Consider the following 21369-nt stretch of genomic DNA (forward strand, 5'->3'; position numbering starts at 1 on the left):
CCTGTCGTCAGGCCAGTGCGGGGTAGGGGCTGAGCGCGCCGTCGAGGGCGCGGACGACGCCGCGGATGACGGTGCCGACGGCCCGGCCGGCGCCGTCTTCGACGAGCTCGGCGTAGGCGTCGGGCACGGTGCGGGCGTCGACGTCGAAGATCGCCAGGTCGGCTCGAGCCCCGACGGCGAGGTGGCCGGTGCGGTCGGGGCCGGTGTCGAGACCGAGGGCGTGCGCGCCGCCGAGGGTCGCCGCCGAGAGCAGGCGAGAGTGCAGGTCGGGCGAGCCGTAGCCCTGCGAGCGTGCGATGAGGTGCAGCGCGGTGACGTCGGCCATCGGGTCGAGCGACGGCGACGACGAGAGCGAGTCGGTGCCGACCGCGATCGCGCTGCCCTCGCGCAGGTAGTCGGCGACGGGCGGCGGGTCGAGGCCGATGACGGCGTTCGAGCGCGGGCACAGCGCCACGGGGGTGCCGCGGGCCCGGAGGAGCGCGCGGTCGTCGGCGGTCATATAGACACCGTGGGCGACGTGGCAGTCGGGGCCGAGGACTCCGAGGCGGTCGACGAACGAGGTCGCGCTCGCCCCGAAGCCGAGCTCGCGGAGGGCGCGGAAGCTGGGCACGCCGACGAAGCGCCAGTCGTCGTGGTGCTCGCTGCTGCCGGGCTCGCCGCCGAACGCTCGGTCGGGCCCGCCGCCGAGCGCTCGGTCGCGCCCGCTGCCGAGCTCGCCGCCGCGCCCGTCACCGCCGACCGAGCCCGCCCGCTCGCCCTCGAACGCGGACTCACCGAGGTGCAAATGCAGCCGGAGCCCGCGCTGCCGCACGATGTCGGGCAGCTCGAGCAGCGGCTCGACGTCGAGCGAGTACGGCGCGTGCGGTGACAGGCCGACCCCCGGCGCCGGGGGAATGCGGGTGAGCTCGTCGATGACCTGGGTGCGGCCATGCGAGGCCCACGCCGCGTTCTCCCAGTCCATGACCTCCCAGTAGGCGATGCCGCCGAGGCCCGCGTCGGCCAGGGCGCTCGCCGCCGGCAGGTCGGTCACGACGTCGGCGATGCTCGTCACCCCGGCCTGGATCGACAGCTCGGCACCGGTCGTCGCCTCGGCCGCCCAGTCGTGCGGCCGCTCGTAGACGGGCCCGAACGCCTGCGCCCAGTCGTCGAAGCCGGCATACTGTGCGGCCCGACCGACGCCATGCCCGTGTACTGCAGGTGCGTGTGCGCATTGACGAGACCGGGCAGGATCGCGCCGCGCCAGTTGCGCTCGATGTGCTTCACGCCCGCGGAGGCGAGCTGGTCGAGCACCCACGAGCGCTCGCCGACGTGCAGGATGCGCCCGTGCTGCACGGCCACGGCCCCGTCGAGGATCGGAGGCGCAGTCATCGGCACCACGATGCGGGCCGAGTGCACGGTGATCGAGTCGGGGCTCATCGGCTCGTGTCGCCCGGCGCCGGAGGAAGCAGCTGTCCGAAGCGCGTGGTGCGGGTGTCGAGGGGCTCACGGTCGGGATCGGTGCCACTGTCGCGGGCGTCGGCCCCGACATCGGAGGCGAGGCCGAGCGCCGACAGAGCCGCCTCGGCGATCCTGCGATCCGCGTCGCGGTGCACGGGGTGCAGGCCGGGCGCGAGGCGACCCGCACCGTCGAGCAGGGTGCGGACGGCCTCGAGCTGCACGGCGAACGAGAGGTCCATGATCTCGACCGGGTTGCCCTCGCCCGCGACGATGTTGATGCAGCCTCCCTCGCCGAGGAGGAAGACATGGCGGTCGTCGTCGCCGTCGGCGAGCTGCAGCCGCTCGATCTGCGGCTCGATCGCCTCGCGGGTTGCCCCTGCGGCCAGGGCGTCGTCGACGGCGACCTCCTGATCGACACCGCCGGCCACGGCGACGACGGCGCCCGACTTGCAGCGTCGCAAGGCCGCGAGCGAGATCGTGTCACGGACACCCGTCGCCGAGATCACGAGGTCGGCAGTGGCCACCGCCTCGGCGAGAGGGGCCACGGCGTAGCCGGCGAAAGCGGCCTGCAGCGCCCTCACGGCGTCGACTTCGCTGACGACGACGCGCAGCCCGGCGGCGGTCAGTGCTCGCCCGACGCCCTCGCCGACGTGCCCGAACCCCGCCACGACGGCGGTGCGGCCGGCGCTACCACGCTTGCGCACCCGCTTCGGAGCAGTCTCGAGCACGTCGAGGACGGCGAACACGCACGACTGCCCCGTGCCGTAGCGGTTGTCGAAGAAGGTCTTGGCGCTGGCACCGTTTACGTCGATCACGGGCAGGCGCAGCTCGCCGCGATCGGCCATCACGCGCAGCGGGCGCACGCCGCTCGTCGTCTCTTCGGCGGCGCCGATCATCGTCGGCGGCAGGTCGGGGCGCAGCTCGTGAGCGAGCCGGATCACGTGCGAGCCGTCGTCGAGCAGCAGGTCGGGGCGGAGGTCGAGCACCTGCAGGGCGAGATCGCGCTGCTCGTCGAGCGTGGCCGTGCTCGAAGCGAAGACGTCGACGCCCTCGCGGCGGAGCGCCTCGGCCACCGCGTCGTCGGTCTCGTCGGCGTGGGCGTAGACGTCGACCACGGCGCCGGCGTCGCGCAGCAGCAGGGCGAGCACGGCGGTCTTCGGCTCGAGCACCATCGCGACCGCGATGCGGAGGCCGTAGAGACCCGTGCCGTCGCCGTTCTCGGCCAGCTCGTCGGCGAGCCCGGCCGACACCGGCATAAAGCGGCGGGCCCACGCGATTCGGGCGGCGGCATCGGCGGCAGGATCGGCCGGACGCGTGCTCGTTCCGTCGTTTTCTCCGGCACCGCCGCCGCGGGGCACGGCGAACACGGCGGAGCCCACCTCGGGCAGCCCCACCACGCCAGGCCGGGCGGGCACCTGCGCGCCGAAGCGTGCGAGATCGAGCGCGGGAGCCTCGGATCCTGCGTCGACGACGATCAGGGCCGTGTCGGGCTGGCGGGCCGCCGTCTCGCGGACGATCTGCTCGGCCGCTGTGCCGTTGAGCACCCAGAGGTGGTCGACGCGCTCATCGCCCCGGGCCGGCCGAGCCCCCAGAATCGTCAGGATGCCGTCGAGCTCATCAGCACCTGCGCCCTCGCCCACGATGCCGAACCGCCGCCCGGCCACGACGAGGTTCGTCGCCCGCGCGAACTGCTGCACCGCCTCCAGTGCCGTGGTGAAGGCATCCGGGGCGCTCATGTCCCCAGTATGGCAATCACCGCCATGGGCGCAGGGCGTGGCAGGCCCGGAACACCCACGATCTTTAAGACGGCATGCTTGCCGCACCGATTCGACTACACCGCCTGATTCGTTTGTCTACCTCTTCGAAATGTTCTAGAACGCACCCAGCTGAAATGAAGAGTTTTATCTGATTGCATTCTTCTGTGCCAACACGGCGCGCAGTGCAATCGAAGAAGATGGCGATGAACAAGACCGCATTGGGAATTATCGGAATGGGTGTAACTGCCTCGCTCGTTCTCGGAGGCACCATTTCAGCGGCACAAGCAATGCCAGAGGGCGTCAGTAAGTCAATTTCACGCTCAGCAAGCAGTCACTATTCAAACGAACAAGTTTTTCGAGGAGCCCTTTTCGGAGAAGGCGAAGTCGGGAAGAAATTAAGGGGTCTCGTTCCGGAAATCGATTCTTCGGCTGAGATCGACGCTGAGATCACGAAAATCGTGACTGACATCGAGAGTCACGAGCCCGGTTACCTCGGTCGCTTCGCCAAACTTGTCCAGAGCGGCGAAGTTCTCGAAGTCAAGAAGGCTTTCGACGGCGTGGGCGACGTTCTCAACATGTCATTGACACGCCTCGGGTACAACGATGCTGCGGACTCGGGGTCCTTGTCGCCGCAGTGCATCACCGTTGTCTTGTTTGCCGCGGCAGCTCTCGTCTATGCGGCCGTCGCAGTTCTCCAAATCGGCGCCGTGGCCACTCTTCAGGTCTATGCGAACAAGACGAAAGTCAAGTCAGTTGCTGGCCCGGGATCGGGTCTCACGTATGACAAATGGTTGGCGCAGGTAACCAAAGCACTGGCCCGTTGAGCATCTTGAAAGGGCACGGCGATCCAGCCGAGAGGGGAGTGTCGACTACGGCAAATGGTCCTCCGCGAACTAGCGGTTCGCCTCGAGGGCGAGCCTTCCTAACCGTCGGTCTCACTGTTGGCTGGATCGCAGCTGGCGCCGTGGTCTACCAGGTCAATCAACCCGAGAACGCGCTGACTTCTCCCTGGCAAATCGCAGCCCGACCTGTGGTTCAGACCTTTCTTCCCGAGCAGTGGGCATTCTTCACCAAGTCACCTCGGGAAGAAGTGCTGACGTCTTTCAGCGAGACGGCATCGCACGGGTGGCAAAGCAGCTCTCTGTTTCCTCATAGCCGGGCAGATCACGCCTTCGGTTGGAACCGGGTTTCAAGGGCGCAAGGTGTCGAGATCGGACTCATTTCTGCAGGCCTGAAGAAAACGGATTGGAGGAAGTGTCCAGCCTCGGATGGATCCCTTGAATGCGTCGGCCGCTTCGCATCGTCGGCCGACGCCTCTAGGGAAAAAGTTGAAAATGCCTCTCTGCGCCCGACCTTGTGTGGTCCGACCGCCATCGCCAAGATCAAGCCCGACCCGTGGGCCTGGCGAGTTCAAGGACTCCGCGGGGAAGAGAAGTCCGTTGCGTTCCTGGAGGTTCAATGCTGACGAGAATTCTTAAATGGGCGGCGGCCGTCGGGGAAGGCCCGCAACCTTGGACGGTGAATGTAGGTGTTGCGCGAACTCTCATCGCGCTCAGCGGATTCGGAACTCTTCTGCTTTCGTCGCTCAGCACCTTGATGCAACCGGGTACAGGTACGGAGGCACCATATTGCCAGGGCGCGTCCGGACTCAGCCTCTGGTGTCTGGCACCTGCAGCAGGTACCGAATGGGCTCGCGTCGCTGTGCTCGCTGTCCTCTTCGTCGCTGCATCAGGTTGGAGACCGCGATTCACGGCTCTCCCGCTCTGGTGGATTCTTTTCAGTGATCAGGCCTCGTTCACTTTGGTCGATGGCGGGGATCAAATCGCCGCCGTTCTGGCGCTGCTTCTAATCCCAATATCCCTGACGGATTCGCGCAAATGGCACTGGATGCGATCGTCGCAGCAATTTGGTAGGCCCCGGAAGCTCGCCGTGACCGTTGCGCGCGTCTCTCGGGGAGTCATTTGCGTGCAGGTCGCCTTCATCTATCTAGACGCTTGTCTGTCCAAGCTTTCCGTGCCGGAATGGGTCGACGGGACCGCTGGTTATTACTGGCTTCAAGATCCGATGTTTGGGCCGGCCGGTGTTCTGCGCACTATCTCGAATACCTTGATGCTGAACCCCCTCCTGGTGACGGCGATGACTTGGGGAACGCTCGTCATCGAATTTAGTCTCGGTGTAGCTCTTCTGTTGTCGGCGCGCCACCGCGCGATCCTCTTCCCCATTGGATTGCTTTTCCATCTCGGCATAGCACTGACTATGGGCTTGTGGAGCTTTGTCTTCGTCATGTGGGCCGCCCTAGCCCTCTATCTGAGAGCGGAAGGCGATTTCCCGGCCGAGTGGCTGTCCGCTTTCCGCCGATCGCGCTCGCGCTCGCGAGAGGCTCGTCGCTGTTCCGTCGCGCGGGGCTAGGCGGCCAAAATTTGGCAAAATCCATAAGGTATAGATATGTTGGTGGTGTTGGACTATCGGTCGGAGATTCCTCTTGGGAAGCAGATCGCGAACCAGGTTCGCCGCGCTATAGCGGCAGGCGAATTGCGCCCCGGGGAGCGGCTTCCGTCCGCCCGGAGGCTGGGAGAAAGCGTCGACGTCAATATGCATACTGTCCTGGGCGCGTACGCGGCCCTTCGAGATCAAGGTGTCATCGAAATGCGGCAAGGACGAGGCGCGCGGGTGTGTCCAGACGTGAGGCCAGTCCCTGAAACGGTCATTCTCCTGGCGAAAGAACTGCTGGAGAGTGCAGCGGAGTTCGGACTCTCTCGGACCGATGTGGCCATCCTTCTAGAACGGGTGTGATCCATGAACTTCCGATTTTCGTCGCGTCGGTTGTGGGCGACGGCGCTGGCTTCCGTTCCTGCCGTTGCAATTCTCGGGACTGGGGTCCTAGAACGGCGAATCCTGCCGGCGCAAATGGCGACTCACTGGTCTTTGGAGAATCGCGTTGACGAGTCGTCGCCAACCTGGCTCCTTTTCGGCATAACGCTTGGCATTGCCACTGTGATTGCTGTCTTGAGCGGCGCCTTCGGGCTGGATGAGCGGAATCCCAGATCCGCTAGGGCAGGAATGTTCATTGGCGGAATCCTCTCCGGAGGGGCAGCGGCAACTTGGATCTTCGTGACCGGAGTCGCAGTCAGCACATCCGGTGAAAGGGCTCCGGAGGTAGGTGCGTGGCCTCTCGCATTTTTTGGCGTTCTTTTTGGGTTTGTCCCCATGCTGGCGACTCTCAGGGCCTCGACCTCACCCGACAAAGAAGCGAGACCTTCGCTGCGTCTTGAACCCAGGCAGGTACCGGCGTGGATCCGCAATGTGGACTCGGGGGTTCTTGCCTGCGTCGCCGGAGGATTGGTCGCCACCACGGCGCTGTTCATGTGGCTCTCGGACGCTCTCGTGGCGCCGGACGCCGCGAACCTCGTCGTTGGTGGCGTAATGGTTGTCCTTGCTCTCCTGACCTTCTCCCTCAGCAGGCTGCAGCTCGTCATCGATCGCAGGGGCATTCGGGTGCGGTCCAGGGTTTCGCGGATGACACTGAAGTTCATTTCCGTTGCTGAGATCTCCGAAGTCCGCGTCGAAAGTATTAGCCCTTCGAACTGGGGCGGCTGGGGATACCGAATTCTGCCTTCTGGCTCGGCAATTGTTCTCCGAACAGGGGAGGGAATCGTCGTAAGTCGTGTCAATGGAAAAGAGTTCGCGGTCACGGCGCCGAATTGCGCAGAAGGTGTTGCCTTGCTTGCTGGCCTAGTCGAGTCGTCTCGGACCTGAGGGCAACGGTGTTCGTGTCCAAAGGGGGAAGGTCTTGAAAGAGGCGCAGAACGCGCGCCGCCGCCGAAGGCTTGCCGCAGAAGAACGCGCGTTACGAGCGGGGAGGCAGCGAGGCGTGCCGACACGGTACGATCCCTTCCTCCGCACGCCCCCGAACGAAGGCCCACGACGTGTCCCGACTCCGCCCCCGCACCGCCCTCCTCGGCGCCGCCGTCACCGCCCTCGCCGTGGTCGCCGCCCTCACCGGCTGCGCCTCGAGCAGCGACAACTCTGCCGGCACGGTCACGAGCGGCAAGCTCACCATCGCGACCGGCCAGCCGGCGTCCTCGCCCTGGGTCGACGACAACAAGCCGCAGTCGGGCAAGGGCTTCGAGTCGGCCGTGGCCTACGCCGTCGCGTCGAAGATGGGCTACAAGAAGAGCGACGTGGTCTGGACCCGCTCGACCTTCGACAGCGCCATCGCGCCGGGCGCGAAGGACTGGGATCTCAACATCCAGCAGTTCTCGATCACGGCCCAGCGCAAGAAGGCCGTCGACTTCTCGGCGCCGTATTACACGACCACGCAGGCTGTCGTGACGACGGCGAAGTCGAAGGCCGCCGGCGTCACCACGCCCGCGGGCCTGAAAGGGCTGAAGATCGGCGTCGCGACCGGCACGACCAGCCTCACCGTCGTGCAGAAAGAGCTCGGCAGCACGCCGCAGGTCTTCAACTCCAACGACGACGCCGTCCTCGCGTTGAAGTCGGGCCAGATCGACGCCGTCGTGACCGACCTGCCGACTGCGTTCTACATCTCGTCGGCCGAGTTGACCGGTGGCAAGGTCGTCGGCCAATTCGCCGACGACGGCACCGGCGACAAGTTCGGCATCGTGCTGCCGAAAGGCTCGAAGCTCACGCCGAAGGTGACCAAGGCGATCGACGAGCTGACGAGCGACGGCGAGCTCGCCGCGATCACGAAGAAGTGGCTGTCGACCGCGGTCGACGCGCCCGTCCTGAAGTGAGCGCACCAGCCGGGGCGAGCGCAGGGGCGACGGCGGCCGTGGCGCCGAGCGAGCTCGAGCTCGAGCGGCGGCTGTACCGGTCACAGCGCGGGCGTCGCTCGATCCTGGTCAGCATCGTCTCGTCGCTGGTCGTGATCGCGCTGGTCTGGTTCGGTGTGGTCAACACTCCGGGCTGGGCGGCGGTGCAGCAGTCGTTCTTCGACCCGAAGGTCGCCGTGCAGACCTTCCCGGCCATCCTGCTGGGCTTGTGGCTGAACGTCCGCATCCTCTTCTTCGCCGCGATCGGGGTGGCGATCTTCGCCACGCTGCTGGCCGTCATCCGCGGCCTGCGCAGCCCCGTCTTCTTCCCGCTGCGCCTGCTCGCCACGGGCTATACCGACCTCTTCCGCGGGCTGCCGCTGATCATCGTCCTTTACCTCATCGGCTTCGGCATCCCCGGTCTCGGCATCTTCCCCCGCTATCCGGCCGAAGTGTGGGGCACCGTCGCGATCGTCCTGACCTACTCGTCGTACGTCGCCGAGGTCCTCCGCGCCGGCATGGAGGCCGTGCACCCGTCGCAGCGGCTCGCCGCCCGGTCGCTGGGTCTCTCGCACGCGCAGACCCTCCGACTCGTCGTGTTGCCGCAGGGCATCCGGAAGGTAACGCCGGCGCTCATGAACGACTTCGTCTCGATGCAGAAAGACGTCGGGCTCGTCTCGATCCTGGGCGCCGTCGATGCCGTCCGCGCCGCCAACATCGCCCAGGCCGAGACGTTCAACTTCACGCCGTACTTCGTGGCCGGCTTGCTCTTCGTCGTCATCAGCCTCCCGCTGATCCGCGTCACCGACGGTCTCGCGAGGCGCCAGCAGCGTCGCGAGCAGATCGGCGGCGCCGTATGAGCCTCGACGAGACAGCCCGGCAGGATCCGACGGTGCGCCGTGTCACGCCGGGCGCCGGCACCCCGGTGCTCGAACTCCGCGGTGTCCGCAAGTCGTTCGGCGAGACGCCCGTCCTCCGCGGCATCGACCTCGCCCTGCACCGGCACGAGGTCATCGCCGTGATCGGCGCCTCCGGTTCGGGCAAGTCGACGCTCTTGAAGACGGTCAACCTGCTCGAGGGGATCGACGACGGCCAGATCCTGCTGAAGGGCGACGACATCAGCGACCCGCGGGTCGACGTCGACCGGGTGCGCTCGCAGATCGGCGTGGTCTTCCAGCAGTTCAACCTGTTCCCGCACCTCAGTGTGCTCGACAACGTGACGCTGGCGCTGCGGAAGGTGCACGGCACGTCCCGGTCCGAGGCGGAGGCGACCGGCCGCCGCCTGCTCGAGCGCATCGGGCTCGGCGAGTTCGCGGGCGCCTACCCGGATCGGCTGTCGGGCGGCCAGCAGCAGCGCGTCGCGATCGCGAGGGCCGTCGCAACGAACCCCGAGTTGATCCTGCTCGACGAGGTGACGAGCGCGCTCGACCCGCAGCTGGTCGGCGAGGTGCTCGACCTCGTCACCGAGCTCAAGGAGCAGGGCTCCACGATCCTCATGACGACGCACGAGATGTCGTTCGCGAGGCACGTGGCCGACCGGATCGTGTTCTTGCATCGGGGCGAGGTCGTCGAGGAGGGGGAGCCGGCAGCGGTTCTCGACGATCCGTCGCATCCTGCGCTCCGCGAGTTCTTGGCACGGGTCTCGCGCTGACGCAACACGCCATAACTTTCCTGCGCCAGTGGTTGATTCCAACGGGTCACGTCCCGTGGGGTGGTGGGATTTTGAGGCGTGGTGAGCGTTGCTGCCGCGACGTGGGAAGCCACCGTGTGATGGTCGGTGAGAACCGTTCAAAATTCACACAGAAGGACATCACACGATGGCTCTTGACCAGTCTGCCCTGCTCGAACTCCTCGCCCAATTGAAACTCACCGACGTGTCCGACAGGATCCGATCCGCGACGGAACAGCTGTATCAGCAGCTCATCGATGCGGAGGCGGCCGCGTTCATCGGCGCCGCCCCGTTCGAACGCGTCGACACCCGCACCACCCACCGCAACGGGACCCGCCCGAGAGTGCTCACGACAACGGCTGGGGATCTGCAGTTGGAGATCCCGAAGCTGCGGCAGGGATCGTTCTTCCCCGCCCTGCTCGAGCGCCGCCGCCGCGTCGATCAGGCCCTGTATGCGGTCGTGATGGAGGCCTACCTCCATGGGGTATCAACGAGGAAGGTCGACGATCTCGTGAAGAGCCTCGGCGCCGACAGCGGCATCTCGAAATCGGAGGTGTCCCGGATCTGCGCGGACCTCGACCAGGAAGTCGGTGCGTTCCGGGACCGATCCTTGGCCGATCTCGAATACCCCTACGTCTTCCTTGACGCGACCTACTGCAAAGCCCGGGTCGGGCACCGAGTGGTGTCCCAGGCTGTCGTCGTCGCGTTTGGCGTCGCGGCCGACGGGCGCCGGGAAGTGCTCGGGTTCGACGTCGGAGACAGCGAGAACGAGGTCTTCTGGACCGGGTTCCTCCGTGGCCTGAAGGCGCGGGGCCTTGCCGGGGTGAAGCTCGTCATCTCCGACGCCCACTCGGGGTTGAAGAAAGCGATCGGGACCGTGTTCCAGGGTGCGTCGTGGCAGCGCTGCCGGGTCCATTTCATGCGCAATGTCCTCGCGATTGTCCCGAAGGCCTCCGGTGAAGTCGTCGCGTCGATCATCCGCACGATCTTTGCCCAGCCCGACCGGGAGCATGTGAACACCCAGTTCGACGAGGTCACCCGAACGCTGCAGCAGTCCCATCCGAAAGTCGCCGTCATGCTCGACGACGCCCGAGTCGACATCCTCGCCTTCGCGGGGTTCCCGGTGAAGCATTGGCGGCAGATCTGGTCCACGAACCCGATGGAACGAGTGAACAAAGAGATCAAACGGCGCACCGATGTCGTCGGCGTGTTCCCGAACCCGGCAGCCCTTTTGCGGCTCGCTGGCGCGGTCCTCGTCGAGCAGCACGACGAGTGGGAAGCCGGCGACCGCCGCTACCTCTCCGAGACCTCCATGGCCGCCCTCTACGCCGTCGAACCGGCCGACAGCAGCGTCATCGAGGAGGTGGTTGCTCTCCCCGAACTCAACGCTGCATAATCAAACCGAACCGACCGCACGGTGTCGAGAAACTCCACCACACAGCGGGACGTGACCTTCCAACGTTGGAATGGGATTACGATCATGGCACCCAGACGCGGGCACCCCCGCTTTCGACGTTTGGGTGATCATGTGAGCGCTCACTCGCCATCTGGGTGGTGAACGCGATCACGACACCAGCATTGCCACACGACAAGGAGGTCGATCATGGCGCGAAACGCAGCCACATTCACCCGCCGCAGCCTGTTCGGGGCCGGACTCGCAGGAGCCGGCGCTTTGGCGCTGGCGGGATGCTCGAGCACCGTCGGAGCGGGAGTTCTGGGCAGCCCGCTGAACCCGAAGCAGCTGATCTACTGGAACCTCTTCGGCGGCGGTGACGGCACCCGCATGCAGGCCATGGAGGCCGGCTACGAGAAGCTGCACGGCGGCGGCTCCTCGCTGCAGTCGACCACGTTCGCGTGGGGCAACCCGTACTACTCCAAGCTGACTCTGGCCACCGTCGGCAACAAGCCGCCGGACGTCGCGATCTCACACCTCACCCGTGCCAAGCCCCTGTTCGACGGCAATATCATCGAGCCGATCACCGACGCCGACCTCGCCTCGGTCGGTCTCTCGAAGAACGACTTCAACCCGAAGACCTGGGCGGCTCAGCTCACCGACGGCCACAACATCGCCGTGCCGCTCGATACGCACCCGATCGTCATGTTCTTCAACACCGCAGTGATGACGAAGGCCGGCCTGCTCGACTCGGACGGCAAACTGAAGAACCTCGACGGCATGGACACCTTCGAGGCGGCCCTCGCCGCGGTGCACAAGGTCACCGGCGGCCCGGCGATCACCATCGCCAACGTCAGCGAGACCGCAACCCCGTGGCGCGTGTTCTGGACCTTCTACAACCAGATCAAGGGTGTCACGCCGTTCATCTCGAACAACGGCTCGACGCTGTCGGTCGACGAGGACGCCTTCAACACGGTCACGAGCCGGATCCAGTCGTGGGTCAAGAAGGGCTGGCTCAACAACGGCCTCGACTACGCCGGCGCCGAGACCGACGTCTTCGTCGGCAAGACCGGCTTCTACCTCGAGGGCGAGTGGGAGATCACCACCGCCGAGGCCGTCAAGGGTCTGAAGTTCGGGATGGTGCCCATTCCGACCATCTACGACACGCCGGCCGCGCAGGCCGACTCGCACACCTTCGTCCTGCCGCGAAAAGACCGCACGGCCGCTGAGCGCCTGCAGCACATGACCTTCATCAAGCAGATGCTGCAGCAGAGCCAGACCTGGGCGATGGGCGGCCACATCCCGGCCTACCTGCCCACCTTCAACAGCGCTGCCTACAAGGCGCTCGAACCGCAGGCCGATTATGCGTCGGCAGCCAAGAGCGCCTTCTACGACGACGCGGCCTGGTACAGCGGCTCCGGCTCGACGTTCGAGAACACCGTCGGCGCCCAGCTCGGCCTCATCCAGCAGATGGCGGTCACCCCCGCCGGCGCCATGGACGCCATCAAGAGTCAGCTGAAGGTGTACCTCAACACCCCCAGCCCGCTGTGAACCCCCGCTCTCTCGACAACGACGAATCACTGACCACCGGAGGTACAACGAAGTGACCGCCACACCTGCTCTGGGCAGGGCCGCCGCGACGCGGACCCGCACCGAAACCCTGACCACGAAGCGCCGGTCGCCGCTCTCCCGCGGCGACGGGCGCGGGGCCTGGCTGTTCCTGGCCCCGTTCGCGATCTTCTACATCGCTTTCCTTCTCGGCCCGACGATCTGGATGCTCGTCTCGAGCTTCTTCAACACCTCGACCGTGCACAAGGGGCTCGGCTCGTTCGCCGGCTTCGCCAACTACGGCGAGATGCTGACGCGCTCCGACTTCTGGAGCGCCATGTGGCACACCCTCCAGTTCACGATCTACACGACGCCGCCCCTCGTGATCCTGGCGTTCGTCTTCGCGATCCTGACCAACAGGATCCGTCGTGGCCAGTGGTTCTTCCGTCTCGCCTTCTTCCTGCCCTACATCCTTCCCTCGGCGACGATCTCGCTGATCTGGGTGTTCATCTTCACGCCGGGCACCGGCCTCTGGGCCTCGGCGCAGCAGGCCGTCGGCATCACGCCGGGCGCGGGCATGCTGGCGGGGCCGAACACGGCCATGATCGGCATCGCCATCGCGACGGTCTGGTGGACCCTCGGCTTCAACTTCGTGCTCTACCTCGCCGGTCTCCAGGAGATCCCGCGCGAGCTGTACGAAGCGGCCGCGGTCGACGGTGCCTCCACCTGGGAGCAGATCCGCTACGTCACGCTGCCGCTGCTGCAGCGCACGACGACTCTCGTGATCCTGTTGCAGATCGTCGCTTCCCTGAAGATCTTCGACCAGGTCTACCTGATGACGTCGGGCGGCCCCGGCATCTCGACCCAGGTGGCCCTCGGCCTCATCACGAACACCGGGTTCACCGACGACCGCATCGGTGCGGCGTCGGCTGCCTCGACCCTTCTCCTCATCCTCATTGTGATCATCGCCGTCATCCGGCAGATCGTCGACTCGCGCCTCGCCCGGAAGGACGCCTGATCATGACCACCGCCACAGCCCCCCGGCGCAAATCGCCCATCTCCGGCGCCGCACCACAGGCGCGGGCCCCCAAGAAGGCCACGACCGGACGCACGTTCACGATCGTCTCCGTGGTCGTCCTCATCGTCTTCTCGATCGTCTGGCTTATCCCGAGCCTCTTCGCGTTGAAGACGTCGCTCACCGACAACGGCACCACCGCCCTCGGCGCGACCGCCATCCTGAAGGACTGGAACCCGACGCTTCACTCGTACTCGTCGCTCTTCGGCGCCGGAGACATCTGGAACTGGTACTTCGCGTCGGCGTTCACGTCGGTGATCACGGCCGTGCTGACGGTGTTCTTCGCCTCCATGGCGGCGTTCGCGCTGTCGCGGCTGAAGTTCCGCGGCCAGAACGTCGTGTTCCTGCTGATCATCCTGGGCATCATGATTCCCAGCCAGGTACTGATCGTGCCGATCTTCCAAGAGCTCAACGCGGTCGGTCTGCTCAACACCTACTGGTCGGTGATCTTCCCGCAGGTGCCCGCTGTGATCGCGGTGTTCATCTTCAAGCAGTTCTTCGACGGAATCCCCAAGGAGCTCGAGGAGGCCGCTCGGATCGACGGCGCCGGGCTCTGGAAGGTCTACTGGTCGGTGATCCTGCCGCTCTCGCGCCCGGTGATCGCAGCCGTCGTGATCCTGACGTTCGTCGGCGTGTGGAACAACCTGCTGCTGCCGTTGTTCGTGCTGTCGAACCCGAACCTCATGACGATCCCCGTCGGGCTCGCCACGATCCAGGGCTCGTACGGCCAGAGGTACGCCGACATCCAGGCCGGCGCGATCCTCGCCGCGCTTCCGCTGATCATCCTGTACATGATCTTCCAGCGGCAGATCGTCGAGGGCATCACGGGGTCCGGCCTCAAGGGCTGACTCAGGCCCTCTGCGCCGCGATCTGCGGCGTCGTCGCCCCGTCGACATGGCACTGCCATAGTCGACGGGGCTCCGCCTTGCATATCACGGCTCCGAGCACCTGAGTCGAATGTCGTCAGGGGAGGGGCTTGCGCATCTGGATCGCGGTCGGCTCGTAGCCGAGCGACTCGTAGAGGCCGCGGGCGACGGTGTTGAAGCCGAAGACGTTGAGTCCGAGGGTGGCGGCGCCGAGTTCTTTCGCCTTCTGCTCGGCGAGCAGCATCGCCGTGCGCCCGTGGCCGTGCCCACGGAAGGCCTCGTCGATCTCGACGTCGTAGACCCACCAGGCGTTGGTCGCGGCGTCGCGCAGCCCGATCCACAGGATGCCGACGTTCTCGCCGTCGGAGACGACGTCGAAGACGTGCTGGCCGTCGGCCGGCTCGCCGCCGGGGAAGAGCTCGGCGTCGGTGAGCGCCGCCGCGGCCGTGGCCTGCTCGCGGGTCTCACCCGAGGCGACGCGCGACTCGATGTAGTCGGCGGTGCTGCGTTCGTGCCAGGCGCTCAGGCGCGCAGCGTCCATGGGGTCGAGCGTCGTGGTCATGGCTTCAGGATGCCACGGGCCCGGCCCTCCACCTCGCTGTCGGACACCGCGGTGGTCCGTGCCGGCACCGAGGGTCTGCGTCGTCCGCGAGTGTTCAGCGCGTGAGCGTGGCGGTGGGAGACGGCGTCGGGCTCGGCGACGGCGTGAACGTCGGGTCGTGCTTGGTGATCTGCCGCCCGGCGACGAGCGCCGCCGTGACGCCGATGGCGACGAAGGCGAGCACGATCACGACGATCGCCGCGATGGCGAGGGTGCGGCGGACGGGCATCCTGCGACCCTATCGGGCAAAACCCTCCCGGGCGGCATCGGCGCAATGCCTAGGCATTGCGCGCGTGCCGGAGGCGAGGGGCTGCGCCGCCACCGAGGGTCTAGCCGGCGGGCAGCAGGATCGCACGCGAGCACCGGGCGACGTAGGGCACCTCGACGACGGTGCGGCCCACCGTCGACGGGTGGTCGTGGATCAGGTCGCGCACCTCGCCGAGCAGCTTCTCGCGGGCGGAGGCCTCCAGCGTGATCACGTAGCTGCGCGACGCGACCATGGTGACGACGTCCTCCGGCGAGACGGGGTTCGCCCAGGAGAAATCGCGGCGCTCGATCGGGCCGAAGGGGGCCCCGACCGGCGGGTTCTGCGACGCCATGCCGCTCTCCGAATGGGCGTCGGGCAGGAGGTCTTCGAGAGCGTCGATCCAGCCCTCGCCCCGGTCGCGGATGTTCCAGATCAGGCCGAGGGTGCCGCCGGGCTTCAGGACGCGAGCGACCTCGGGCACAGCGCGCACGGGGTCCACCCAGTGCCAGGCCTGCGCGGCGATCACGGCGTCGACGCTCTCGCCGTCGATCGGCAGGCGCTCGGCCGAGCCGGGCAGCACCTGCGCTTCGGGCACGGAGCGGATGAGCTCGTCGCGCATGCCCTCGCTCGGCTCGATCGCGGTGACGTGGAGCCCGCGCGAGACAAGCAGCCGGGTGAACTTGCCGGTGCCGGCGCCCACGTCGACCACGCGCGTCGCGCCCGCGGGCAGCAGCCACTCGACGGCTTCGGCCGGGTACGACGGGCGCCCCTTCTCGTAGAGGCCGGCGGCCGGCCCGAAGGAGGTGGCCTGCCGGGCGAAGCGCTGATCGGGTTCGAAGGCGTCGTTCGTGCTCATGGCTCCAGCCTGCCACGCAGAGCCTCGACGATGGCTTCGACGCCGGTGCGGACCTCGGCGAACGTGGTGCTGAGGGGCGAGAGGCCGAGACGGAGGGCGTCCGGGTTGCGGAAGTCCGGCACGACTCCGCCCGCCCAGAGGGCCGGCAGGGTCGCGCGGAACGCCTCGTGTCGGAGTGTGACGTGACTCGCTCGGATCCTGTGCTCTCGAGGGGTGGCCGCGACGACGCCGAGCGGGGCCAGGAGCGCGTCGGAGAGAGCGAAGGCGTAGTCGGTGAGGGCAAGCGACTTCGCGCGGACGGATTCGAGACCCACCTCGTCGAGGAGGTCGAGCATGTCGTTCATTGCGAGCATGCCGACGATGGGCGGGGTGCCGCTCAGGAACCGGCGGATGCCCGACGCCGGCTCGAACGTGGAAGCCATCTCGAAGACGTCGGCGGCGCCCATCCAACCCTGGATCGGCTGTTCGAGCGCGGGATGCAGGTCGGCGCGCGCGTACAGGAATGCCGGCGCACCCGGGCCGCCGTTCAAGAACTTGTAGGTGCAGCCCACCGCCAGGTCGACGTCGGCGTCGTCGAGCGAGAAAGGGACGACGCCGACCGAGTGGCAGAGGTCCCAGACCGCGAGGGCGCCGGCCTCGTGGGCGATCCGCGTGATCGACGCGAGGTCGGCGATGAAGCCGGAGCGGTACGAGACGTGGTTGACCACCACTACCGCTGTGTCGCGGCTCACGGCATCTCGCACGAGCGACGGCGTCACGCCGAGGGCCGGGTCGACCCGGATCCACCGCACCGTCGCGCCGCGCTCTCGGGCGATGCCCTCGATCACGAAGCGGTCTGTCGGGAACTGGTCGTCGTCGAGCAGGATCTCGTGCCGCCCCTGCCGCTGACCGAGTTCGAGCGTGGCCCGGATCGCCTTGTACAGCAGGACGGTCGTCGAGTCGCCGACGACCGTCTGGCCGGGGGCCGATCCCAGCACGACCGTCGCGATCCTGTCGCCCGTCTCGGTCGGGAAATCCATCCACCGGTCGTCCCACGAGCGGATCAGGCCGGTGCCCCAGTCGCCGGCGACGAAGTCGGCGAAGCGGTCGGCAGTCGCACGCAGCGGCCGGCCCAGGGAGTTGCCGTCGAGGTAGGCCGCGACACCCGGCGCGGGCACGAAGCGGTCGACGTACGCCGCGAGCGGGTCGGCCGCGTCGAGGGGCGCAGCGTCGAGCGGGTCGGGGTTGCGTGGAGCAGGATCGTGGGTCGAGTTCATTCGGCGCTCCGGGCGAGTTCGGCCGTGGACTGGACGCGTGCGGCGGCGAGGTCGGCGATGCGGCCCGGGCGGGAGGGCAGCCGCATCACGAGGCGGGAGTCGAAGCCGGGGTCGCTGCTGCCCGGCGTCAGGGCGTGCAGGATCGCGTCGAGGTCGAGGCCTGCCATCGACAGGCCTTCGAGCTCCGCGGCGTTCAGACCGATCGGCAGCGGCCCGTTGCCGAGGTCCGTGCCGTAGAGGACGTGGCCGCCGAGGGCGTGAAAGCGGGCGAGGTTGTCGACGGCGGTCTCGAAGGCCGCACCGCGGCCGCTTCCGTCCCCGCTGTCGCTGTGGATCGCGAGTGTCGAGATCCAGGTCATCGTGCCGCTCAGATCGGCCAACAGGTCGTCGTCGAGCCGCTCCGACCAGGGCGTGTGGGCCAGGACGTCGACGCGAGCACGAGCGGCACGTCGCACCTGGCCGAGACCCTGCGCGTGCGCGACCACCGGGAGGCCGATCGCGTGGGCCTCGTCGACGACGCGAGCGAGAAGAGCGTCGTCCCAGACCGGGCCCGCGTCGGTGTTGAGCGTGATCTTGAGGACGCTCGCACCGGCATCCTGCGCCCGTTTGACGGCGGGGGCGACGTCGTCATCGCCGACGATCGGCAGCGCGGCCTCCGGCGGGGCCCAGCCCGAGCGGGCGGGGTAGCCGCCGGGTGCGCTGTGGAGGCCACCCGCGATCGAGATCTCGGGCCATGTGCTGTCGGAGGCGGCGCCGCGGGCCGGCCAGGACGAGGAGACGGCAGGATCCCAGCCCAGGTCGAGCACGCGCCCGATGCCCCCGTCTCGCAGCAGCGTCGGGTCGACCAGGCCGAGGTGCACGTGCGAGTCGGTGAACGGGGCGAGGACCGCGCCGGCGACGTGGCCGGCGATGTCCCGCCCCGTCGTGTCGTCGTCGACCCACCGGCCGACGTGGGTCAACCGCCCCGCCTCGGCGCGCAGGATGCTGGGCCCGCGCCAGCCGCCGAACCAGGCATCGTCCGAGGAGAAGTGCATCGCCCCATCCTGCCAGTCGCGCTTCTGTCGGCCTCACCCTTACCTTTGCGGCTCACCCGCCCCGACCGGGAGGTCAGGACGAGCCGAAAAGGTAAGGGTGAGGGCCGGACGCGGGCGAGGCGGGTCAGGCTTTCGTGACGTCGAGCTCGACGACCGCCCACGAGAGCGACGGCAGCGAGAGCGACGCGGTGCCCCCGTCGACGGTGACGCCGTCGAGCGAGACGAGACCGACGGCATCCTGCGCCTCGAGGGTGTTGGCGGTGAAGCGATCGCCGCCCTCGGGGATGTGCAGCACCTCGGCGCGGACCACGCGCGAGGCCGTGAAGCCGCGCAGCGCGACCTCGACCGTGGCTGCCTCGTCGAGGCCGCGGTTCGCGAGGAACAGCGCGACGCGACCGGTCTCTTCGTCGTAGGTGCTCGAGACGTCGACCAGGTCGGCGTCGCCGAAGCGAGGCGTCTCGACGCGGTCGGAGACGACGGCGGTGCGCAGGATCTGCCCCTTCGCCAGCGCTGCCATTCGAGCGAAGGGCCAGAAGATCGTCTGCTTCCAGGCGGGGCCGTTCTCTTCGGAGCGGATGGGCGCGATCACGTTGACGAGCTGGGCCTGGTTGGCGATCGAGACGCGGTCGCCGTGGCGCAGCAGCGAGTTCAGCAGGGTGCCGACCACGACTGCGTCGGTGACGCTGTAGCTGTCTTCGATGAGGCGCGGGTGCTCGACCCAGCCCTTCGAGACGTTGTGCGGCTGGTCGTCGGTGTCGAGGCCGGTCTGGTACCAGACGTTCCACTCGTCGAACGAGAGGTTGATGTACTTCTTGGCCTTGCGTTTGGCGCGCACCGCATCGGCTGTGGCCACGACGGACTCGATGAAGTAGTCCATGTCGACGCTCGACGCCAGGAAGCTCAGCGCGTCGCCGTCGTGCTCCTGGTAGTAGGCGTGCATCGACATGTAGTCGACCTCGTCGTAGGCGTGCGAGAGCACGGTGTGCTCCCACGAGCCGAACGTGGGCATGCCGGAGTTCGACGAGCCGACCGCGACCAGTTCGATCGACGGATCGACGAAGCGCATCGCCTTGCCGGCCTCCTGCGCCAGACGGCCGTACTCGTCGGCGGTCTTGTGGCCGATCTGCCACGGGCCGTCGAGCTCGTTGCCGAGGCACCAGAGTTTGATGTCGAAGGGATCCTTCGCCCCGTTCTTGATGCGGCGGTCGCTGAGCGCGGTGCCGCCCGGATGGTTGGCGTACTCGACGAGCTCGCGGGCCTCGTTGACGCCGCGGGTGCCGAGGTTGATCGCCTCCATGATCTCGGTGCCGGCTTCTTTCGACCACTCGGCGAACTCGTGCAGGCCGAAGGCGTTGGTCTCGACCGTGTGCCAGGCGCCGTCGAGGCGTCTGGGCCGTTCTGACACGGGGCCGACGCCGTCCTCCCAGTTGTAACCCGAGACGAAGTTGCCGCCGGGGTAGCGGATCACGGTGGCGCCGAGCTCTTTGACGAGCTTCAAGACGTCCTGCCGGAATCCGCGCTCGTCGGACTCGGGGTGGCCCGGCTCGTAGATGCCCGTGTACACGCAGCGGCCCATGTGCTCGACGAACGAGCCGAAGAGACGGCGGGGCACGGGCCCGATGGTGAAGTCGCGATCGATGGTGATGTGCGCGGTCGACATGGAGCTCCATTGCTTCGTAGGGGTGGGTGCTCCATCGACTATTACATCGTTGTAAATCGGCGTCAAGTTCTTCTGCTCCTGAATGCGACAACTGCCCGGGGATACCCGTGTGCGGTTGTCGCTTTCGGGAGCGGAAGGGGGCCGCGTGGTGGCGGGCAAGCCGCGAGGGCTACCGCCGCCGGACGCTCTCGCGCTCGACGATCGCGTGCGGGATCCGCACCGCGCGCGGCGGCAGGCTCCGGTCGTTGACGCGATCGGAGAGCATCGTCAGGGTCACCTCGGCGAAGCGGTGCTTGTCGAACGACACTGTCGTGAGCGGAGGGGAGGCGAATCGGGCGCTCGCCACGTCGTCGAAGCCCACGACCGAGACGTCGTCGGGCACTCGGATCCTGCGCCCCGAGAGCGCCGAGAGCACACCCGTCGCCATGGTGTCGGTGAAGCAGAAGATGGCATCGGGGGCGACACCGGCATCGAGGGCACGAAGGATCGCGTCGCCCGCGTCGCCCGGCGACCAGTCTTCGACCTCGATCTCGAGGGCAGGATCGAGCGGGAGCCCAGCGGCCTGAAGCCCCTGCCGATATCCCTCGGTGCGCACCCGGGCAGTCGCGGAGTCGAAGATCGCGCCGTTCGTCCCGACCGCGGCGATGCGCGTGTGACCGAGGCCGGCGAGGTGCGTGGTCATGTCGCGGGCCGCGGCGACACTGTCGAGCGACACCCGGTCGACCACGTCGACCTCGACCTCGCCGATCAGAACGACGGGCGGCAGGTCGTCGGAGTCGACGGCGACGGCGCTGGCCTCGAGGCTGATCGGGTTGAGCACGAGGCCGTCGATGAGGTGCTCGCGCCCCCTCGACAGCAGCTCGCGCTCGCGCTCCGGTCGCTTGGCGGTCTGCTCGAGCTGGATCGTCCAGCCCTTCTCGTGAGCGACCTCGACGAATTCGTCGAGCATCTCGGCCGAGTACTCCATGCTCAGATCGGGGAAGGCGACGGCGATCGCGCCGGTGCGGCCGTTGCGGAGGCCCCTCGCCGACAGGTTCGGCACGTACTGCAGATCGGCGACGGCCTTCTCGACGCGCTCGCGGGTGTCGGGGCGCACGAAGACGACGCCGTTGATGACGTTCGAGACGGTCTTGGGGCTCACCCCGGCTCGGGCGGCGACGTCTCTGACGGTTGCGCGCATGTCCCCCCAGGCTAGCGC

21 protein-coding genes are annotated in these 21369 nt (G+C 67.4%); 12 read left to right on the forward strand and 9 right to left on the reverse strand.

Annotated elements, in window-relative coordinates; genetic code table 11:
- Positions 1 to 7: 7 nt before the first annotated feature.
- Together AX769_RS07905 and AX769_RS07910 are read right to left on the reverse strand one after the other, a co-directional pair.
- A complete protein-coding gene (locus AX769_RS07905; protein WP_369824073.1) occupies positions 8 to 1528 on the reverse strand; it encodes an amidohydrolase family protein in 1521 nt (506 codons plus the stop codon).
- On the reverse strand, positions 1413 to 3173 hold the full coding sequence (locus AX769_RS07910; RefSeq protein WP_066277922.1) for an adenosylhomocysteinase: 1761 nt from the start codon (positions 3171 to 3173) through the stop codon (positions 1413 to 1415). Before AX769_RS07910 ends, AX769_RS07905 begins: the two co-directional genes overlap by 116 nt.
- A gap of 224 nt (positions 3174 to 3397) precedes the next feature.
- Between AX769_RS07910 and AX769_RS23830 the strand changes: the two genes are divergently transcribed.
- The 12 genes from AX769_RS23830 to AX769_RS07960 all read left to right on the forward strand — a co-directional run bounded on the left by AX769_RS23830 (position 3398) and on the right by AX769_RS07960 (position 14499).
- Positions 3398 to 4018, forward strand: coding sequence for a hypothetical protein (locus tag AX769_RS23830; RefSeq protein ID WP_157887511.1), 621 nt, complete (start codon positions 3398 to 3400; stop codon positions 4016 to 4018).
- A gap of 140 nt (positions 4019 to 4158) precedes the next feature.
- Positions 4159 to 4659 (forward strand): SdpA family antimicrobial peptide system protein, encoded by a 501-nt coding sequence (locus AX769_RS22965; RefSeq protein ID WP_157887512.1) that lies wholly within the window; start codon positions 4159 to 4161, stop codon positions 4657 to 4659.
- On the forward strand, positions 4653 to 5603 hold the full coding sequence (locus AX769_RS07920) for a sporulation-delaying protein SdpB family protein (RefSeq protein ID WP_082763578.1): 951 nt from the start codon (positions 4653 to 4655) through the stop codon (positions 5601 to 5603). The genes AX769_RS22965 and AX769_RS07920 overlap by 7 nt, the downstream gene beginning before the upstream one ends.
- Before the next feature lie 36 nt (positions 5604 to 5639).
- A complete protein-coding gene (locus tag AX769_RS22970) occupies positions 5640 to 5987 on the forward strand; it encodes a GntR family transcriptional regulator (RefSeq protein WP_082763579.1) in 348 nt (115 codons plus the stop codon).
- Between the two features lie 114 nt (positions 5988 to 6101).
- The gene (locus AX769_RS23835; protein WP_157887513.1) at positions 6102 to 6950 is read left to right on the forward strand and encodes a hypothetical protein; all 849 of its coding nucleotides are present in this window, start codon (positions 6102 to 6104) and stop codon (positions 6948 to 6950) included.
- 170 nt (positions 6951 to 7120) lie between these two features.
- Positions 7121 to 7948, forward strand: a complete 828-nt coding sequence (locus AX769_RS07930) for an ABC transporter substrate-binding protein (RefSeq protein ID WP_066277935.1) — start codon at positions 7121 to 7123, stop codon at positions 7946 to 7948.
- On the forward strand, positions 7945 to 8826 hold the full coding sequence (locus AX769_RS07935) for an amino acid ABC transporter permease (protein ID WP_066277937.1): 882 nt from the start codon (positions 7945 to 7947) through the stop codon (positions 8824 to 8826). Before AX769_RS07930 ends, AX769_RS07935 begins: the two co-directional genes overlap by 4 nt.
- On the forward strand, positions 8823 to 9617 hold the full coding sequence (locus AX769_RS07940; RefSeq protein WP_082763583.1) for an amino acid ABC transporter ATP-binding protein: 795 nt from the start codon (positions 8823 to 8825) through the stop codon (positions 9615 to 9617). Before AX769_RS07935 ends, AX769_RS07940 begins: the two co-directional genes overlap by 4 nt.
- Before the next feature lie 166 nt (positions 9618 to 9783).
- On the forward strand, positions 9784 to 11031 hold the full coding sequence (locus AX769_RS07945; protein WP_066277940.1) for an IS256 family transposase: 1248 nt from the start codon (positions 9784 to 9786) through the stop codon (positions 11029 to 11031).
- A gap of 207 nt (positions 11032 to 11238) precedes the next feature.
- On the forward strand, positions 11239 to 12579 hold the full coding sequence (locus AX769_RS07950; protein ID WP_066277943.1) for an extracellular solute-binding protein: 1341 nt from the start codon (positions 11239 to 11241) through the stop codon (positions 12577 to 12579).
- Positions 12580 to 12631: 52 nt separating this feature from the next.
- Positions 12632 to 13594 (forward strand): carbohydrate ABC transporter permease, encoded by a 963-nt coding sequence (locus AX769_RS07955; RefSeq protein ID WP_082763584.1) that lies wholly within the window; start codon positions 12632 to 12634, stop codon positions 13592 to 13594.
- Between the two features lie 2 nt (positions 13595 to 13596).
- The gene (locus tag AX769_RS07960) at positions 13597 to 14499 is read left to right on the forward strand and encodes a carbohydrate ABC transporter permease (RefSeq protein ID WP_066277945.1); all 903 of its coding nucleotides are present in this window, start codon (positions 13597 to 13599) and stop codon (positions 14497 to 14499) included.
- 115 nt (positions 14500 to 14614) lie between these two features.
- Here the strand turns inward: AX769_RS07960 and AX769_RS07965 are convergent, their stop codons facing one another.
- The 7 genes from AX769_RS07965 to AX769_RS07990 form a co-directional block, all read right to left on the reverse strand.
- On the reverse strand, positions 14615 to 15079 hold the full coding sequence (locus AX769_RS07965) for an N-acetyltransferase (protein WP_066277948.1): 465 nt from the start codon (positions 15077 to 15079) through the stop codon (positions 14615 to 14617).
- A 94-nt stretch (positions 15080 to 15173) separates the two neighbouring features.
- Positions 15174 to 15347 (reverse strand): hypothetical protein, encoded by a 174-nt coding sequence (locus tag AX769_RS23840; RefSeq protein ID WP_157887514.1) that lies wholly within the window; start codon positions 15345 to 15347, stop codon positions 15174 to 15176.
- 100 nt (positions 15348 to 15447) lie between these two features.
- Positions 15448 to 16221 (reverse strand): class I SAM-dependent methyltransferase, encoded by a 774-nt coding sequence (locus tag AX769_RS07970; protein WP_066277950.1) that lies wholly within the window; start codon positions 16219 to 16221, stop codon positions 15448 to 15450.
- A complete protein-coding gene (locus tag AX769_RS07975) occupies positions 16218 to 17477 on the reverse strand; it encodes a kynureninase (RefSeq protein ID WP_066277953.1) in 1260 nt (419 codons plus the stop codon). Before AX769_RS07975 ends, AX769_RS07970 begins: the two co-directional genes overlap by 4 nt.
- Complete coding sequence (locus tag AX769_RS07980; protein WP_066277955.1) at positions 17474 to 18511, reverse strand: hypothetical protein; 1038 nt, start codon at positions 18509 to 18511, stop codon at positions 17474 to 17476. The genes AX769_RS07975 and AX769_RS07980 overlap by 4 nt, the downstream gene beginning before the upstream one ends.
- Before the next feature lie 124 nt (positions 18512 to 18635).
- Complete coding sequence (locus tag AX769_RS07985; protein WP_066277957.1) at positions 18636 to 20171, reverse strand: alpha-N-arabinofuranosidase; 1536 nt, start codon at positions 20169 to 20171, stop codon at positions 18636 to 18638.
- 169 nt (positions 20172 to 20340) lie between these two features.
- Complete coding sequence (locus AX769_RS07990) at positions 20341 to 21351, reverse strand: LacI family DNA-binding transcriptional regulator (RefSeq protein ID WP_066277959.1); 1011 nt, start codon at positions 21349 to 21351, stop codon at positions 20341 to 20343.
- Positions 21352 to 21369 lie beyond the last annotated feature (18 nt).

Origin of the sequence: Frondihabitans sp. PAMC 28766, from assembly GCF_001577365.1 — a bacterium.
Classification (GTDB): Bacteria; Actinomycetota; Actinomycetes; order Actinomycetales; family Microbacteriaceae; genus Frondihabitans.

Bases quoted from the DNA above. Each gene is read 5' to 3' on its own strand.
- AX769_RS07905 (WP_369824073.1), bottom strand. From the start codon at position 1,528: ATGTCGGGGCCGACGCCCGCGACAGTGGCACCGATCCCGACCGTGAGC.
- AX769_RS07910 (WP_066277922.1), bottom strand. From the start codon at position 3,173: ATGAGCGCCCCGGATGCCTTCACCACGGCACTGGAGGCGGTGCAGCAG.
- AX769_RS23830 (WP_157887511.1), top strand. From the start codon at position 3,398: ATGAACAAGACCGCATTGGGAATTATCGGAATGGGTGTAACTGCCTCG.
- AX769_RS07920 (WP_082763578.1), top strand. From the start codon at position 4,653: ATGCTGACGAGAATTCTTAAATGGGCGGCGGCCGTCGGGGAAGGCCCG.
- AX769_RS22970 (WP_082763579.1), top strand. From the start codon at position 5,640: ATGTTGGTGGTGTTGGACTATCGGTCGGAGATTCCTCTTGGGAAGCAG.
- AX769_RS23835 (WP_157887513.1), top strand. From the start codon at position 6,102: ATGGCGACTCACTGGTCTTTGGAGAATCGCGTTGACGAGTCGTCGCCA.
- AX769_RS07940 (WP_082763583.1), top strand. From the start codon at position 8,823: ATGAGCCTCGACGAGACAGCCCGGCAGGATCCGACGGTGCGCCGTGTC.
- AX769_RS07945 (WP_066277940.1), top strand. From the start codon at position 9,784: ATGGCTCTTGACCAGTCTGCCCTGCTCGAACTCCTCGCCCAATTGAAA.
- AX769_RS07950 (WP_066277943.1), top strand. From the start codon at position 11,239: ATGGCGCGAAACGCAGCCACATTCACCCGCCGCAGCCTGTTCGGGGCC.
- AX769_RS07960 (WP_066277945.1), top strand. From the start codon at position 13,597: ATGACCACCGCCACAGCCCCCCGGCGCAAATCGCCCATCTCCGGCGCC.
- AX769_RS07965 (WP_066277948.1), bottom strand. From the start codon at position 15,079: ATGACCACGACGCTCGACCCCATGGACGCTGCGCGCCTGAGCGCCTGG.
- AX769_RS23840 (WP_157887514.1), bottom strand. From the start codon at position 15,347: ATGCCCGTCCGCCGCACCCTCGCCATCGCGGCGATCGTCGTGATCGTG.
- AX769_RS07970 (WP_066277950.1), bottom strand. From the start codon at position 16,221: ATGAGCACGAACGACGCCTTCGAACCCGATCAGCGCTTCGCCCGGCAG.
- AX769_RS07975 (WP_066277953.1), bottom strand. From the start codon at position 17,477: ATGAACTCGACCCACGATCCTGCTCCACGCAACCCCGACCCGCTCGAC.
- AX769_RS07980 (WP_066277955.1), bottom strand. From the start codon at position 18,511: ATGCACTTCTCCTCGGACGATGCCTGGTTCGGCGGCTGGCGCGGGCCC.
- AX769_RS07985 (WP_066277957.1), bottom strand. From the start codon at position 20,171: ATGTCGACCGCGCACATCACCATCGATCGCGACTTCACCATCGGGCCC.
- AX769_RS07990 (WP_066277959.1), bottom strand. From the start codon at position 21,351: ATGCGCGCAACCGTCAGAGACGTCGCCGCCCGAGCCGGGGTGAGCCCC.